Origin of the sequence: Cryobacterium tepidiphilum, from assembly GCF_003716325.1 — a bacterium.
In the GTDB taxonomy this organism is placed as follows: domain Bacteria; phylum Actinomycetota; class Actinomycetes; order Actinomycetales; family Microbacteriaceae; genus Cryobacterium; species Cryobacterium tepidiphilum.
Genome location: NZ_RDSR01000002.1, coordinates 81,866 through 96,386, shown reverse-complemented (window position 1 = coordinate 96,386; position 14,521 = coordinate 81,866). Strand labels below are relative to the sequence as shown.

The 14,521-nt window shown below is 67.1% G+C and carries 15 protein-coding genes and 1 tRNA gene; 10 read left to right on the top strand and 6 right to left on the bottom strand.

Features of this window, described 5'->3' with window-relative positions; genetic code table 11:
* Positions 1-176 precede the first annotated feature (176 nt).
* From EEJ31_RS01845 to pknB, 7 genes are read left to right on the top strand one after another with little or no spacing between them, the layout of a single operon-like run.
* Positions 177-926: an FhaA domain-containing protein gene (locus EEJ31_RS01845; protein ID WP_123044588.1), complete on the top strand. Its 750-nt coding sequence runs from the start codon at positions 177-179 to the stop codon at positions 924-926.
* Positions 923-1,498 (top strand): FHA domain-containing protein FhaB/FipA, encoded by a 576-nt coding sequence (locus EEJ31_RS01840; RefSeq protein WP_123044587.1) that lies wholly within the window; start codon positions 923-925, stop codon positions 1,496-1,498. The genes EEJ31_RS01845 and EEJ31_RS01840 overlap by 4 nt, the downstream gene beginning before the upstream one ends.
* Positions 1,499-1,502: 4 nt before the next feature.
* Positions 1,503-2,729 carry a PP2C family protein-serine/threonine phosphatase gene (locus EEJ31_RS01835; protein ID WP_123044586.1) on the top strand — a complete coding sequence of 409 codons (1,227 nt, stop codon included), beginning with the start codon at positions 1,503-1,505 and terminating at the stop codon, positions 2,727-2,729.
* The gene (locus EEJ31_RS01830) at positions 2,716-4,122 is read left to right on the top strand and encodes an FtsW/RodA/SpoVE family cell cycle protein (RefSeq protein ID WP_123044585.1); all 1,407 of its coding nucleotides are present in this window, start codon (positions 2,716-2,718) and stop codon (positions 4,120-4,122) included. Before EEJ31_RS01835 ends, EEJ31_RS01830 begins: the two co-directional genes overlap by 14 nt.
* Complete coding sequence (locus tag EEJ31_RS01825; protein ID WP_123044584.1) at positions 4,119-5,576, top strand: peptidoglycan D,D-transpeptidase FtsI family protein; 1,458 nt, start codon at positions 4,119-4,121, stop codon at positions 5,574-5,576. Before EEJ31_RS01830 ends, EEJ31_RS01825 begins: the two co-directional genes overlap by 4 nt.
* The gene (locus EEJ31_RS01820) at positions 5,573-7,309 is read left to right on the top strand and encodes a serine/threonine-protein kinase (RefSeq protein WP_123044583.1); all 1,737 of its coding nucleotides are present in this window, start codon (positions 5,573-5,575) and stop codon (positions 7,307-7,309) included. Before EEJ31_RS01825 ends, EEJ31_RS01820 begins: the two co-directional genes overlap by 4 nt.
* A 31-nt stretch (positions 7,310-7,340) precedes the next feature.
* Positions 7,341-9,035 (top strand): Stk1 family PASTA domain-containing Ser/Thr kinase, encoded by a 1,695-nt coding sequence (gene pknB / locus EEJ31_RS01815; RefSeq protein ID WP_123044582.1) that lies wholly within the window; start codon positions 7,341-7,343, stop codon positions 9,033-9,035.
* Here pknB and EEJ31_RS01810 read toward each other — a convergent pair.
* From EEJ31_RS01810 to EEJ31_RS01805, 3 genes are read right to left on the bottom strand one after another with little or no spacing between them, the layout of a single operon-like run.
* On the bottom strand, positions 9,032-9,670 hold the full coding sequence (locus tag EEJ31_RS01810; protein WP_123044581.1) for an anthranilate synthase component II: 639 nt from the start codon (positions 9,668-9,670) through the stop codon (positions 9,032-9,034). The two genes, pknB and EEJ31_RS01810, sit on opposite strands and share 4 nt — an antisense overlap.
* A complete protein-coding gene (locus tag EEJ31_RS13940; RefSeq protein WP_199727238.1) occupies positions 9,667-9,828 on the bottom strand; it encodes a hypothetical protein in 162 nt (53 codons plus the stop codon). Before EEJ31_RS13940 ends, EEJ31_RS01810 begins: the two co-directional genes overlap by 4 nt.
* Positions 9,829-9,837: 9 nt before the next feature.
* On the bottom strand, positions 9,838-10,614 hold the full coding sequence (locus tag EEJ31_RS01805) for a class E sortase (protein ID WP_233563677.1): 777 nt from the start codon (positions 10,612-10,614) through the stop codon (positions 9,838-9,840).
* 83 nt (positions 10,615-10,697) lie between these two features.
* Between EEJ31_RS01805 and EEJ31_RS01800 the strand changes: the two genes are divergently transcribed.
* The gene (locus EEJ31_RS01800) at positions 10,698-10,943 is read left to right on the top strand and encodes a cell division protein CrgA (protein WP_123044580.1); all 246 of its coding nucleotides are present in this window, start codon (positions 10,698-10,700) and stop codon (positions 10,941-10,943) included.
* A 60-nt stretch (positions 10,944-11,003) separates the two neighbouring features.
* On the opposite strand, the gene EEJ31_RS01795 is transcribed toward EEJ31_RS01800, so the two are convergent.
* Both EEJ31_RS01795 and EEJ31_RS01790 read right to left on the bottom strand, forming a co-directional pair.
* The gene (locus EEJ31_RS01795; RefSeq protein WP_325049327.1) at positions 11,004-11,663 is read right to left on the bottom strand and encodes a rhomboid family intramembrane serine protease; all 660 of its coding nucleotides are present in this window, start codon (positions 11,661-11,663) and stop codon (positions 11,004-11,006) included.
* A 180-nt stretch (positions 11,664-11,843) separates the two neighbouring features.
* Positions 11,844-12,383, bottom strand: coding sequence for a peptidylprolyl isomerase (locus EEJ31_RS01790; RefSeq protein WP_123044578.1), 540 nt, complete (start codon positions 12,381-12,383; stop codon positions 11,844-11,846).
* Between the two features lie 132 nt (positions 12,384-12,515).
* Here EEJ31_RS01790 and EEJ31_RS01785 point away from each other — a divergent pair, with 132 nt between their 5' ends.
* Entirely contained in the window at positions 12,516-13,085 is a 570-nt protein-coding gene (locus EEJ31_RS01785) for a hypothetical protein (RefSeq protein ID WP_123044577.1), read from the top strand.
* A 123-nt stretch (positions 13,086-13,208) separates the two neighbouring features.
* Positions 13,209-14,156 (top strand): Ppx/GppA phosphatase family protein, encoded by a 948-nt coding sequence (locus EEJ31_RS01780; protein WP_123044688.1) that lies wholly within the window; start codon positions 13,209-13,211, stop codon positions 14,154-14,156.
* Between the two features lie 284 nt (positions 14,157-14,440).
* Here the strand turns inward: EEJ31_RS01780 and EEJ31_RS01775 are convergent.
* A tRNA-Ala gene (locus EEJ31_RS01775) sits at positions 14,441-14,513 on the bottom strand.
* Between the last annotated feature and the right edge of the window lie 8 nt (positions 14,514-14,521).

Here is a 14,521-nt window from a genome sequence, read left to right as displayed (position 1 = left end):
GAGGGCAGCGGATGCCGGTGCGCGGGTTGAACGCCGGTGCGCGGGCTGAATTCAGCCCGCGCAGTGGCGTTCGACCCGCGCGACCGGCAATTGCACCCCGGGCGGGCGGCCTTCGGGCGAGTCACACCTCACCCCAGTAACATGCAGGTAGCCAAACGGACCGGATCGGGAGACCTGTGGGCATACTGGATAACTTTGAGAAGGGCTTGGAACGCGCCGTCAACGGCGCTTTCGCCAAGACCTTCAAGTCGGGCCTGCAGCCGGTGGAGATCACGTCGGCGCTCAAGCGGGAGCTCGACACCAAAGCTGCCGTCGTGGCCCGGGACCGCATCCTGGCCCCCAACCGCTTCGTCGTTCGCATGTCGCGGCCGGACCTCGATCGAATGCGCGGCCTCGGCTCCGCACTCACCAGCGAGCTCACCGACCTTGTCACGCAGCACGCGGCGGCGCAGGGTTACCAGTTCGCGGGCAGCGTCTCGATCAAGCTCACCGAAGACCAGAGCCTGTCTGAGGGAATGGTGCAGATCGACTCCAGCAGCGCCAGCGCCCAGGCCGACGTCCGGTGGACGCCCGTCCTCGAGATCAACGGCACGCGTCATCCGCTGACCAAGCCCCGCACCGTCGTGGGCCGGGGAAGCGACGCCGACATCACCGTGAACGACACCGGCACCTCGAGGCGGCATGTAGAGATCGCTTGGGACGGCTCGCACGCTATGGTGCGCGACCTCGGTTCGACCAACGGATCACAGCTCAACGGCGCGCCCGTGAAGCAGGCCGTGCTGGAGCCCGACTCGGTAATCACCATCGGAAGGACCAGAATGGTCTTCCGTGTGCTCGCGCAAGCGGCACCCGGCGGGCCCGCCACAGACGGTGGCGAAGCGCGCCGGCGCAACGACATGGACGGATTCTGGGGGCCCTCGGCATGAATTCCAGCGAACTGACCTTGCTGGTTCTGCGCATCGGCTTTCTGCTGGTGCTCTGGCTGTTCATTTTCGGCATCGTCTACGCGCTTCGCAGCGACCTGTTCGGGCGCCGGGCCAGAAAACTGCCAGCGGATGCCGCGGCTGACGCGCCCGCTCCGGCTCCCGGCCCGGCGATGGCTCCGGCGATGACCGCACCGCCCGCCCCGGCGAACGCCGACGCGCTCACCGAGCAGCTCGGCGTGCCCACGCGCACCCCGGCGCCCGTCGCCTCGGACGCCGCAGCCCGGCCCAGCCGCCTCGTCATCCTCTCGGGCCCGAAAGCCGGCACCGAGTTCCCGCTCGGCTCCGACCCGATCACGATCGGCCGCTCCAGCGACTCGAGCCTCGTGATCCGCGACGACTACACCTCCACCCACCACGCCCGCCTCATGCTGTGGAACGACGAGTGGATGATCCAGGACCTCGACTCCACCAACGGCACCTTCCTCGGCGGCACCCGCGTGGCCGTGCCCACCCGCATCCCCCTGAACACCCCCGTCAAGATCGGCACGACCAGCTTCGAGCTGCGGCGGTAACTGCATGGCGACCGTCAGTCACAGCGCCGCCGTGTCCCACGTCGGCAAGATCCGCGCGAACAACCAGGACTCCGGCTACGCCGGCCACTCCCTGTTCGTGGTGGCCGACGGAATGGGCGGACACGCGGGCGGCGACGTCGCATCCGCCATCACCACCAAGCGCATCATCGACGCCGACAAGCCCTACCTCTCGCCGCAGGACGCCGAGGTCGCCCTCCAGTCGGCCCTGCTCGCCGCGAACGCGCAGATCGGCGAGGCGGTCTTCGAGCACCCCGAGCTCACCGGCATGGGCACCACGGTCAGCTCCCTCGTCGTGCTCGGCGACCAGGTGGTCATCGCCCACATCGGCGACTCGCGCATCTACCTCTTCCGCGACGGCGAACTGGCGCAGATCACCACCGACCACACCTTCGTGCAGCGCCTCGTCGACAGTGGGCGCATCACCGAGGCCGAGGCCATGGTGCATCCGCGGCGCTCCGTGCTCATGCGCGTGCTCGGCGACGTCGAGACGGCACCCGAGATCGACACCTCCATCCTCACCACCCTTCCCGGCGACCGCTGGATGATCTGCTCCGACGGCCTGAGCGGCGTCGTCTCGCATTCGGTGATCGCCGACGCCCTGTCGTCGTCAGCGGATGCCCCGGCCGTCGCCGACCGTCTCGTCAAGGAGAGCCTCGACGCCGGAGCACCTGACAACGTCACTGTGGTGGTCGTCGACATCGGCGAGGCACCGGCCGCTCCCGTCGCCCCCACGACCGTCGGCTCCGCGGCCGCCACGCTCGGCATCGGCGAGGAGCCGGCCCGCAACCGGTCACTCCGGCTGCCCACGCTGCGTCTGCACCCGTTCCGGGAGACCCACTTCGAGCCCGACTCCCAGGAGTACCTGTCGGAACTCATCGAGGAGGACGAACGCCGAGCGCGGCGGCGGAAGATCGCCTGGCTCGTGGCGAGCATCCTTCTCGTGCTCATCATCGCCGGTGCCGCGGTCATCGGGTACCAATGGACACAGACCCGGTACTACGTAGGGGCCGACCACGGCTCGGTCGCCATCTTCAAGGGCGTGCAGCAGGACCTCGGCCCCATACCGCTGTCCAGCGTCTACGAAGACACCGACGTTAAGCTGAGCGACCTGCGTGTCTATGACCGGCAGCAGGTCGAAGAGACGATCAGCACCAATTCATTGACGGAAGCGAGGCTCATTGTCGAACGGTTACACGATGCCGTCCACTGACCGAGCGCTGCCGAACACCAGTGCGCCGCGGCCCGCGAAGGCGGACCGGGTGCGGCGCATCCACCTGCCTCAGAAGTTGCGTAACCTCGAGCTGTTCCTGCTCGTCATCGCCTGCGCGATCAACGCCGGTGCCATCATCCTCGTGCAGCTCGGCGCCCTGGGGCACATCGACACCCAGCTCGTCCTCCTCGGCGCCGGCCTCTCCGTCCTGGTGCTCGCCCTCCACATCGCCATGCGCTTCGTCGCGCCCGGCGCCGACCCGTTCGTGCTTCCCATCTCCACGCTGCTGAACGGCATCGGCATCGCGATGATCTACCGCATCGACATCGCCGAGAACGAGTCCGGATTCGAAAGCGCCTCCGTGCGTCAGATCGTGTGGAGCGCATTGGCAGTGCTCTGCGCGCTCGTCGTGATCCTCGTGATCCGCAACCACCGCATCCTGTTCCGCTATACCTATATATCCGGCCTCGCCGCCGTGGTCCTCCTGCTGCTCCCCCTCGTCCCGGGCCTCGGCCGCGAGGTCAGCGGCGCGCGGGTGTGGATCGGCTTCGGCTCCTTCGCCACCTTCCAACCCGGCGAAATCGCCAAGATCGCCCTCGCCGTCTTCTTCGCCGGCTACCTCGTGCGCAACCGCGACACCCTCTCGATGGTGGGCACCAAGTTCCTCGGCATGCGGTTCCCGCGCTTCCGCGACCTCGGGCCGATTCTCGTCATCTGGGCCCTGTCCATGTCGGTGATCATCTTCCAGCACGACCTCGGCACCGCGCTGCTCTACTTCGGCCTGTTCCTTGTCATGCTCTACCTGGCCACCGCGCGGGTGAGCTGGGTGCTGCTCGGCCTCGTGCTCTTCGTCGGCGGCGCGCTCGTCGCCAGCCAGGTGCTGGACTACGTCAACGGCCGCTTCGCGAGCTGGCTGCACGCCCTCGACCCCGACGTCTACAACGCGGCCGGCGGCAGCTACCAGCTGGTACAGGGCCTCTTCGGCCTCGCCCAGGGCGGTCTGATCGGCACCGGCCTCGGCCAGGGGCGTCCCGACATCACCCCGGTGCCGCAGAGCGACTACATCATCGCCAGCCTCGGCGAAGAACTCGGCCTCGCCGGCATCTTCGCCATTCTCGCCCTCTACCTGCTCTTCGTCGCCCGCGGTTTCCGGGTGGGCTTCGCCGGGCAGGATGACTTCGGCAAGCTCCTCGGCGTCGGGCTCTCGTTCGTCGTGGCCCTGCAGTGCTTCATCGTCATCGGCGGCGTCACCCGGGTCATCCCGCTCACGGGCCTCACCACGCCGTTCCTCGCGGCCGGTGGCTCCTCACTCGTTGCCAACTGGATCATCGTCGCCCTGCTCCTGCGGCTGTCCGACACGGTCCGCAACCAACCGAGGCTGGTGGTGCAGTGAATCGTCAACTCAAGCACGTCAGCATCGTCGTCCTGCTGATGTTCCTCGCCCTCATGTCATCGACGACGATCATCCAGTTCTTCCAGGCCGACAACCTGTCAGCGGATGCCCGCAACAGCCGCACCCTCTACGACAGCTTCGAGGTGGAGCGCGGTCCGATCCTCGTCGACGGCCAGCCCATCGCCCAGTCCAAGCCCTCCGGCGATGACTACAAGTTCCTGCGCACCTACTCCAACGGGCCGCTGTACGCGCCGGTCACCGGGTTCATGCCGATCAACGGCGCGCCCACCGGACTGGAAAAGGCGATGAACGACGAGCTGAGCGGCACCGCGAACTCCCAGTTCTTCGACAAGCTCAAGGCGATCGTCACCGGCCAGAAGCCGGCCGGCGCGGCCGTTGAGACCACGATCGACCCGGCCGTGCAGAAGGCCGCCTGGGAAGCGCTCGGCGACTACACGGGGGCCGTCATCGTGACCGAACCGTCGACCGGCAAGATCCTCGGCATGGTCTCCAAGCCGAGTTACGACCCCAACGCGCTCAGCCAGCACGACACCGCCGCCGTGAGCGAGAAGTACAAGGCGTTGGTCGCCGCCGACGGCGACCCCTTGATCAACCGCACGATCAATCGGCTCAACCCTCCGGGTTCGGTGTTCAAACTCGTCATGGTGACCGCCGCACTCGAGTCGGGAAAGTTCACCCCCGAGAGCACGTTCCCGAACCCCTCGACCTTCAAGCTGCCACAGTCGAGCTCCGTCGTCACCAACTCCGGCGACGGCACCTGCGGGCCCGGCAAGACGGTGACGATCGCCACCGCGCTCCGCCTGTCGTGCAACATCCCGATGGCTGAGCTCGGGCTGGCGCTCGGCGACGACACGATCCGTGCCACCGCCGAGAAGTTCGGCTTCAACATGGAGTACGACGTTCCACTGAACGTCGCCACCAGCAACTATCCCGACGACCCGAACGCGCCCGAGACGGCGCTGTCGGCGTTCGGACAGGGCGCGGTCACTGCCACCCCGTTGCAGATCGCCATGGTGTCGTCGGCCATCGCCAACGGCGGCGTCGTGATGAAGCCGAGCCTGGTCGAGGAGGTGCTGGGACCGGACCTCACGCCGCAACAGAGTCTTGAGCCTCAGGAATACCAGCGGGTGATGAGCGCTGAGACGGCAGCCACGATCACGCGGCTCATGATCGACGATGTGAGTGCCCCGGACGGCGCGGCGAGCAATGCAAGAATAGACGGTGTCGACGTTGCGGGTAAGACGGGCACCGCTGAGCACGGTGCAGACGATCCGTACACGCTGTGGTTCACCGGATTTGCACCCGCGAACGACCCGAAATATGCAATCACGGTTCTCGTCGAGAACGGCGGCGGACTTGGCCAGACGGGGTACGGCAATCTTCTTGCCGCGCCCATTGCACAACAGGTACTAGAGGCGGTGCTTAATAAATGAGACCCACGACTGGGCTCACCTTCGGGGGACGATACGAGCTGGGTTCCCGTATCGCGATCGGCGGCATGGGCGAGGTGTGGAAGGCCACCGACCTCGTCATCGGGCGAACCGTCGCCATCAAGATCCTGAAAGACGAATACCTGGGGGATCCCGGCTTCCTCGAGCGATTCCGCGCCGAGGCCCGCCATGCCGCCCTCGTCAACCACGAGGGCATCGCCAACGTCTTCGACTACGGCGAGGAAGACGGCAGCGCCTTCCTTGTGATGGAGCTCGTCCCGGGCGAGGCACTGTCGACCGTGCTCGAGCGCGAACGCGTGTTGCCCACCGACAAGGTGCTCGACATCGTCGCGCAGACCGCCTCCGCCCTCCACGCGGCGCACGCCGCCGGACTGGTGCACCGCGACATCAAGCCCGGCAACCTGCTGATCACCCCCGATGGCCGCGTGAAGATCACCGACTTCGGCATCGCGCGGATCGCCGACCAGGTGCCGCTGACCGCCACCGGGCAGGTCATGGGCACCGTGCAGTACCTGTCGCCCGAGCAGGCGAGCGGCCACGCCGCCTCCCCGAGCACCGACATCTACTCCCTCGGCATCGTCGCGTACGAGTGCCTCGCGGGGCGCCGCCCGTTCACCGGCGAGTCGCAGGTCGCGATCGCCATGGCTCAGATCAACGAGAAGGCACCCGACCTCCCGGCGACCGTTCCGGAGCCGGTGCGCAACCTCGTCTATTCCAGCATCGCGAAGAACCCGGCCGAGCGCCCCGCATCCGCTGCCCACATGGCACGTGCCGCTACCGCCCTGCGGCGCGGAGACGTGGCAGCGGCGGCTGCGGCCGTGCCGGCCGTGTTGGGCGAGAACACCGACACTGCGGCGACCATGCTCATGCCCGCCGCCGGGGCCACCACGCAGGCCACGACCGTGCTGCCGCATGGCCTTCCCGCCACTGCTGCCGCACCCGCTGCAGTGGCCGTCGATGACGAGCGCAAGCGCAGCCCGTGGACGTGGCCGCTGATCGCCCTGATCGTGCTGCTGGTGCTCGTGCTGGCCGCGATCCTGTTCGCGCTGTTCCGCCCGGACGCCACCGGAACGACGCCGGCCACGACCACCACGCAGCGGAGCTCCGTCCCGAGCAGTTCCGCTCCGGTCGACACGCCGGAGCCCACTGTCGACACTCCCGAAACCGTCACAGTGCTGGAGTCCGACTTGAAGGGGCGGCCCGCCGACGAGGTCCGCGCGAAGCTTGAGGGCCTGCAGCTGGTCGCGAACATGGAGGAAGGCTCCGCCGCCACCGACCCCGACGACGTCGGAATCGTCTACTCGGTGAACCCCACGGGCGCGGTGAAAGTCGGCACCACCATCACGGCGAAGTACTACGGCGACGTCGTGAAGCCCGACGCCCCCGCAGACCCGCCCACCATCGAAACCGAAGGCCCGATCCTGCCCGGCGACGAGGTTCAGGTGTCTTGGCCGGCCCAGACCTGCCCGAGCGGACAGGAGCTGTCGGGCTACGAGGTGTTCGCCGACGGCAACGGGGCTGAGGTCACCTCGGCCAACCCGACCTCGGCCGACACCACGCAGGCCACCATCACTGCCGGCGACGGCGACTTCAGCGTCAGCTACCGCTACTTCTGCGGCAAGGTCGAGTCGGACAAGTCGCCCTCGAGCACAGTGACGGTCACGACGATCCCCGCCACGCCTCCGGGATCACCGGAACCCACGCCGGAGGGATGATGTTCGTGAACCAGGGAGTAGGAGCTGTGTCTTGACCGACGACGGGCGGCTGATCGCGGGCCGCTACCGCGTCGGGGCCCTCATCGGCAGAGGCGGCATGGCCGACGTGCACGTCGGCACCGACACCCGTCTGGGCCGCACCGTCGCTATCAAGCTCCTCAAGCCCACCCTTGCCGTCGATCCGGCCTTCCGAACCCGCTTTCGCCAGGAGGCGCAGGCCGCGGCCCGCATGGCGCATCCCACGATTGTGCGCGTGTTCGACGCCGGCGAAGAGACCATCATCGATGACGACGGGCACGAGGCCCAGTTGCCGTTCATCGTCATGGAGCACGTGGACGGCCGCCTGCTGCGGGACATCATCCGCCAGGGTCCGCTCGACCCCGACGAGGCGATACGCATCGTCGAAGGACTGCTCACCGCCCTCGAGTACTCGCACCGCGCCGGCGTCGTGCACCGCGACATCAAACCCGGCAATGTCATGGTCACGGCGTCGGGTCAGGTGAAGGTCATGGACTTCGGCATCGCCCGGGCCATCTCCGACTCTGCGACGACCGTCGCCCAGACCACCTCGATCCTCGGCACTGCCTCCTACTTCTCTCCGGAGCAGGCCAAGGGCGAGACCGTGGACGCCCGCACCGACCTCTACTCCGCCGGCGTCGTACTGTTCGAAATGCTCACCGGCAAGGCGCCGTTCCGGGGCGACTCTCCCGTCGCCGTGGCCTATCAGCACGTGAGCGAGGCGCCCGCACGGCCGAGCTCGATCAATCCGCGTGTGTCGAAGGCGATGGATGCCGTTGTCATGCGTTCGCTCGCGAAGGACCGTTTCGCCAGGTACCAGACCGCCGCCGAGTTCAAAGACGACATCGAGACGGCGGCAAGCGGCCGCGTCCCCCGCCACGACCCCGACGACGCGGCGGCAGGTCTGTTCGGCCCGCCTCCGCCCGCCTCCTCCGAGCCCGAACTGGCGCTCAAGCAACTCGCCGAGGACCAGACCATGGTGCGCACCCAGCGGCGCCCACCGGTGGTGTGGGTCTGGGCTGGCATCGTGAGCGTCATCGTCATCATCATCGCCGTGATGTTCTGGGTCTTCACCCTCACACCCTCCAGCGACCTCCCCGACAATTCCCGCAAGGTTCCCGACCTGAGCGGCGAGAACTACGAGGCGGCCCAGAACGATCTCCTCGACCTGGACCTCGCCGCCACCAAGGCGGAGGAGGCGAGTTCCGAGGTTCCCGAAGGCAAGGTGATCCGCACCGATCCCTCCGCCGGCACCATCGTGCAGGCATCCGAGGTCATCAAGGTCTACGTCTCGACCGGTGCCGAACCCGTCACCGTCCCCGATGTGGCCGGCGAGTCGCTCGGCGCGGCCACGTCGGCGATCACCGAACTCGGTCTCGAGCCGGGGATGATCACCAAGGAGAATTCGCCCGAGGTTCCGGCCGATGTCGTGCTGCGCACCGACCCGGAGGGCAACGGGACGACGCACGCCGGCGCCACCGTCGACTTCGTGGTGTCAAGCGGCCTGGTGACCCTCAGCGACCTCACTGGGCAGTCACTCGCGGCGGCCACCGACCTGCTCTCGTCGCCCAACCTCCAGTTGGTGCCGGCTCAGGAGCCCGACTACTCCTGCCCCTCGAAGCCGGGCTCACCCGTGGTCAAGCAGTCCCTGGCGCCGGGCGACGTCCCACAGAAGTCGGAAGTCACGCTCACCTACTGCGCGGGCTAACCCAGCTTCAACAACGGGTTCAGCGACCCCGCCCGCTCGCGGGCCTCCGGGAGCCCGGCCAGCGCCAACCAGTTGCCGAGCATGTGATAGCCGCCCTCCGTCAGCACGGACTCCGGGTGGAACTGCACGCCCAGGATCGGCGCCGAGACGTGGCGCAGTCCCATGATCGCGCCACCCTCGGTACGCGACGTGACGACGAGCTCGGGCGGAACCGTCTCGTCGACCACCGCCAGCGAGTGGTACCTGGTGGCGGTGAACGGTTGCGGCACCCCCGCATAGAAATCGCTGCCGTCGTGCCTGACGCGGGAGGTCTTGCCGTGCATCAGCTCCGACGCGTTCGTCACCGTGGCACCGAAGGCCTCGGCGATGGCCTGGTGCCCCAGGCACACGCCGAACAAGGGCGTTCCCGATTCCATGGCGGCCGCCACGACCGCGATCGAGACGCCCGCGTCAACGGGCTTTCCCGGTCCCGGTGACAGCAAGACGCCGTCGTACGCGCTGATCCGCTCCGCCACCTCACCTCGATCGAAGGCGTCGTTCCGCACGACATCGGTCTCCGCGCCCAGTTCGACGAGGTATCCGTTCAGTGTGTACACGAAGCTGTCATAGTTGTCGATGACGAGGATCCTGGTCATGGCGCGCCTACCGTCGCTTCCTGGTTCGAGACAATCGAGTCCACCCAGGGAAAAATCCAGGTGGAGAGCACGTAGAGCACGGCCGCAAGGAGCACCAGCACCAGGAGGATGCGCACCCACAACGGGCCGGGGAGGATGCGCCAGAGCGCTGCGTACATGGTGGCCTCCTATCCCTTGGCCTGGGCCTGGATGATCGGTGCGAGGTCATCAGGCGGTCCGGCGGATGTCGGTCGCCACGATTCGAAGACACCGTACGCGACCACGCGTTCTGCGGTGGAATACAACGGGTTGCAGCTCGTGAGTGTGATGATGCGGTCGGTGGGCTTGACCCCCGGCCGGTTGGGAACCGGCGCGAGCACCTCGACGGCGGACGGCTTCACGTACTGGAGATCGCGGAAGCGGTAGGTGTAGTAGCCGTCGGCGGTCTGCACGTAAATGGGGTCGCCCAGCTGGAAGGTGTCGATCAGGTGCATTCCGCCGCCGTTGGCGCTGCGGTGGGCGGCGATCGCGAAGTTGCCCACCTCCCCGGGCATCTGGGACTGGGGATAGTGGCCGATGCCGAGGCGGGGGCTGTTCAGGATGCTGAGCCCGGTGCCCTGCCCGATGGTCCGGTGGTAGTCGGCGCCGTAGCGGGGAATGTAGAGAACGGCGAAGGCGTCGCCCTTGGCGGGCTGTGCCGCGACGACCGGTTCGACCGGCTCCGGACTCGGTTGGGCTGTGGGCGCGGCCGAGGGCGCCTGCTCGATCCAGTGCCGACTGATGTCGCTGGCGGCCTGGTTCTGCTGGTTCGCCACGATCATGTCGTTCCACCACAGCTGCCAGCCGAGGAAGAGGAACACCAGGACGCCTCCCGTGATGAGAAGCTCTCCCAGGACCCCGACCACCGACAGCCGGCGACGAGGCGTGGGTGTGTCCCCCACTTTCTCCTGCCGGCTCCCGATCATGAAATGAGTCTAATCGCCCCCGCGATGAGGGCTTCCCGACCAGCCTCAGGGGTATACAGCTGGTTACCGATAGAATCTCGGGCATGGCACGTACGAATTCCCGCACCCGGCCCGCCCGCGACGACGTTCCCCGCTCCAGCGAGGACGCGCCCAACCCGGTGTGGTTCAAGCCGGTGATGTTCGGCTTCATGCTCCTCGGCCTGGTCTGGATCATCGTCTTCTACGTCAGCCAGGGCCAGCTCCCCGTGCCCGCGCTCGGCTCCTGGAACATTCTCGTCGGCTTCGGAATCGCCTTCATCGGCTTCCTCATGACCACCCAGTGGCGCTGAATCACCGCTAATTACACGGATGTAATTATCCCCAGTGTGGAAAGTCCTGTGGATAACTTTTCACAGCAGGATGCGGGCAACGGATGCCGCCACCAGCACCACGACAAGCGCCACCAGGAGCGCGATCTGTAGCGCCTTCCGCTGGCGGCCTCTGGTCTCCAGGTAGATGACGCCCACGAGCGCGCCGCCGACAAGCCCCCCCACGTGGGCCTGCCATGCGATGTTCAGGCCGGGGATGAACCCGATCACGAGGTTGATCACCAACAGGATGAGCAGCTGGTTGGTATTGCCGCCGAGCCGGCGCTGGATGACCAGGAACGCACCCATCAGCCCGAAGATCGCACCGGACGCACCAACGACAACCGTGTTCACCGGCGCCAGAAGCAGCACGCCCACCGATCCAGCGAACCCGCAGATGAGGTACAGCGACAGGAAGCGCGCTCGGCCGAGCAGCTGCTCCATGAGCTGGCCGAAGATCCACAACATGTACATGTTGAGCAGGATGTGGAAGATGAAGCCGCGCGAATGCACGAAGACGCTCGTCAGCATGCGCCACGGTTCGACCGCCGTGAGGATCGGGGTGTACGCGAGGTTCTGCGTCACCGCCAAGCCCGGGATCCACTGCAGCAGGTAGACCACGACGGTCACCGCGATGATGCCCAGGGTGACCACGGGCCGGTCATCGGAGCGCCGCAGCAGTGCCGGCTTTGTCCGCGGCATGCTGGCTCGTGCCTCACGCATGCATTCCGGGCAGATCACCCCGACGGGCGCCTGCGTCATGCACTCCGGGCAGATGGTGCGCCCGCAGCGCTGGCAGAGCACGTAGCTCTCGCGGTCGGGATGCCGGTAACAGTGGTTCGCCGAACCCTCCGGCCCTGCAGTCACGTGCTGCCCGGGGCCCTAGACCTGCTCGACCGTGACGCTCTCGATGACGACGTCCTCGAGGGGCCGGTCGCCACGGCCGGTCGGCACGGCGGCGATCTTCTCGACGATGGCGCGTGACGCCTCGTCATCGACCGAGCCGAAGATGGTGTGCTTGCCCTGCAGCCAGGTGGTGGGCACGACGGTGATGAAGAACTGCGAGCCGTTCGTTCCGCGGCCACCCTGGGTTCCGGCGTTGGCCATCGCGACAACGTACGGCTGGGTGAAGTCGAGCTCCGGGTTGATCTCATCGTCGAACTGGTAGCCCGGGCCGCCGATCCCCTGGCCCAGCGGGTCGCCGGCCTGGATCATGAAGTCCTTGATGATGCGGTGGAAAATGGTGCCGTCGTACAGCGGGTCGGTGCTCTTCACGCCCGTGCCGGGGTGCGTCCACTCGATCTCCCCCGTTGCCAGGCCGACGAAGTTCTTGACCGTCTTCGGAGCGTGGTTGCCGTAGAGGTTGATCGTGATCGGGCCGAGTGAGGTGTTGAGGGTGGCGATCGCCGTGTGCTTGGACATAGGGTCAATTCTTACACAGCCGCCGTTTCGACACCCGATCAGCGGGAATGCGGGGATACTCCCAGAGCGCTCCCAGTCGATTCGGTGGCAAGATGGACACTGTTCGCAACACGACATCGATGGAGGGTCCAGATGAGCCTGTCACGAAAGCGCCGCAAGGAACTCGATCGGCTGCGGAAGCACGCAGACGAGCTGTGGAGCCAGCAGCAGGACGTGCTGGACCGCGCGGGCGCCGTGGCGCGCGAGGCGGCGCGGCAGGCGAGCGTGCTCACCAGGGAAGAGGTCGTTCCCCGCGTGGTGAGCAGCTACGACCAGTACGTCAAGCCACACGTGGCCACCACCCAGGGGATCGCCGGGGGAATTGGACACCGGGTCGCGGCCACCACCCTCCCGGCCGTCGGCACGGCCATCGGCGCCGTCATGTCCGTCGGCGACGTCGCGAAAGACGCCCGCGTGCGCGCTGCCCTGTCCCGCATGCACCTCCAGAAGCCGGTGGTGGTCGAGAAGAAGGGACCGGGCGTCGGCACCTTCATCGCCCTCGGTGCTGCCGTGGTCGCCGCTGCAGGGGTGGGTTACGCCATCTGGCAGACCTTCAAGGCGGATGACGAGCTCTGGGTCGCCGAGGAAGACGAGGTCGTGGTCACCACACCGAGCACCACCGGCGGCACCGCAACGACCGTCACCCCTGTCGAGGAAAGCTGACCCTCCGCAACACGCGAAGAACGCCCGGTCGAAAGGCCGGGCGTTCTGTGTTTCCCTCGCGTCCTGCCCCCGTCGTCCTCTGCCGCTGAAAAGCGGCGCGAACCTCGTCCTGAAGGAGTGACCGTGACCCGAGTGGCCGCCATCGACTGTGGCACCAATTCCATCCGCCTACTCATCGCAGACGTCGCGAACGGCGTCGTAACCGACATCGTGCGCACCCTCGAGGTCGTGCGGCTCGGCGAGGGCGTGGATCGTACGGGCCGATTCGCCGACGCCGCTCTCGAGCGCACCCTCGATGCGACACGGCGTTACGCCGCCCAGTGCGCGAAGCACGAAGTCGAGAAAGTCCGGTTCGTGGCCACCTCAGCGACCCGGGATGCGGCCAACCGGCAGGTCTTCATCGACGCGGTCCGTGAGATCATCGGCGTCCATCCTGAGGTGATCGCGGGCGCTGAGGAGGCAGCGTTGTCATTCCGAGGCGCGACAAGCGCCCTCAACGCGTCGAACGACGATGCGCGGGGACGTCTCGTCGTCGACCTCGGCGGCGGTTCGACGGAGCTCGTGCTCGGCGGAGGCTCCCCGGAGTCCATCTACTCGATGGACGTCGGCTGCGTGCGCATGACCGAACGCAACGTGCGCACCGATCCTCCGGCTGAGGACGACCGCCGCAATCTGCGCCGCGACGTCAATGCCGCCATCGACGAGGCGACCGACAGCGTCGACCTGACCGAGGTACGCGAGATCATCGGCGTCGCGGGGACGGTCACGACGATCACCGCGCATGCCCTGCGGCTCGATCGATACGATGCACGCGCCATCCACGGTGCGCGGCTGCCGATCGCGACAGTCCTCGACGCGTGCGATGACCTCGCAGGGATGACCCGCAACGAGCGGGCGGCTCTGCCATACATGCACCCCGGACGGATCGACGTCATCGCTGCCGGCGCCCTGGTCTGGGCGACGGTCCTGCGCCGAACGGTTGACGCTGTCGCCGCATCGGGACGCAGCCTCGACACCGTCGTGACGAGCGAGCACGACATTCTTGACGGAGTCGCGCTCTCCCTCGCCTGATCAGGATGTGCGAGTCGGTGGATCTCGAAGTCCATGTACGGCCGTGCCGTCCAAGCTGCCTGTAAGTCGCCTTGACGCGCGCGTTTTCCGTCACGCCGCAGCCGACTGGCGCCAGGTACTACTACCCAAGAGATCCTGCACCACGGAGCCGAAATCGCGCTGCTCCGCGACCTCTACGTTCACCACACTCAGTAGCGACGAGCACGCACCGCAGACAGCTCAGTTCCAGGAGAACGTGGAGCCTAGGTGTGATCCCCGTGACGTATCACGCGGAGATCGAAGTGTGGAGCCTAGGAGAATCGAACTCCTGACCTCCTGCTTGCAAAGCAGGCGCTCTACCAATTGAGCTAAGGCCCCGGATGGGG

Coding starts and splice junctions, on each gene's coding strand:
- EEJ31_RS01795 (WP_325049327.1), bottom strand. CDS start 11,663: ATGCCGCGGACAAAGCCGGCACTGCTGCGGCGCTCCGATGACCGGCCC.
- EEJ31_RS13940 (WP_199727238.1), bottom strand. CDS start 9,828: ATGTACGCAGCGCTCTGGCGCATCCTCCCCGGCCCGTTGTGGGTGCGC.
- EEJ31_RS01835 (WP_123044586.1), top strand. CDS start 1,503: ATGGCGACCGTCAGTCACAGCGCCGCCGTGTCCCACGTCGGCAAGATC.
- EEJ31_RS01840 (WP_123044587.1), top strand. CDS start 923: ATGAATTCCAGCGAACTGACCTTGCTGGTTCTGCGCATCGGCTTTCTG.
- EEJ31_RS01820 (WP_123044583.1), top strand. CDS start 5,573: ATGAGACCCACGACTGGGCTCACCTTCGGGGGACGATACGAGCTGGGT.
- EEJ31_RS01790 (WP_123044578.1), bottom strand. CDS start 12,383: ATGTCCAAGCACACGGCGATCGCCACCCTCAACACCTCACTCGGCCCG.
- EEJ31_RS01800 (WP_123044580.1), top strand. CDS start 10,698: ATGGCACGTACGAATTCCCGCACCCGGCCCGCCCGCGACGACGTTCCC.
- EEJ31_RS01830 (WP_123044585.1), top strand. CDS start 2,716: ATGCCGTCCACTGACCGAGCGCTGCCGAACACCAGTGCGCCGCGGCCC.
- EEJ31_RS01805 (WP_233563677.1), bottom strand. CDS start 10,614: ATGATCGGGAGCCGGCAGGAGAAAGTGGGGGACACACCCACGCCTCGT.
- EEJ31_RS01785 (WP_123044577.1), top strand. CDS start 12,516: ATGAGCCTGTCACGAAAGCGCCGCAAGGAACTCGATCGGCTGCGGAAG.
- EEJ31_RS01810 (WP_123044581.1), bottom strand. CDS start 9,670: ATGACCAGGATCCTCGTCATCGACAACTATGACAGCTTCGTGTACACA.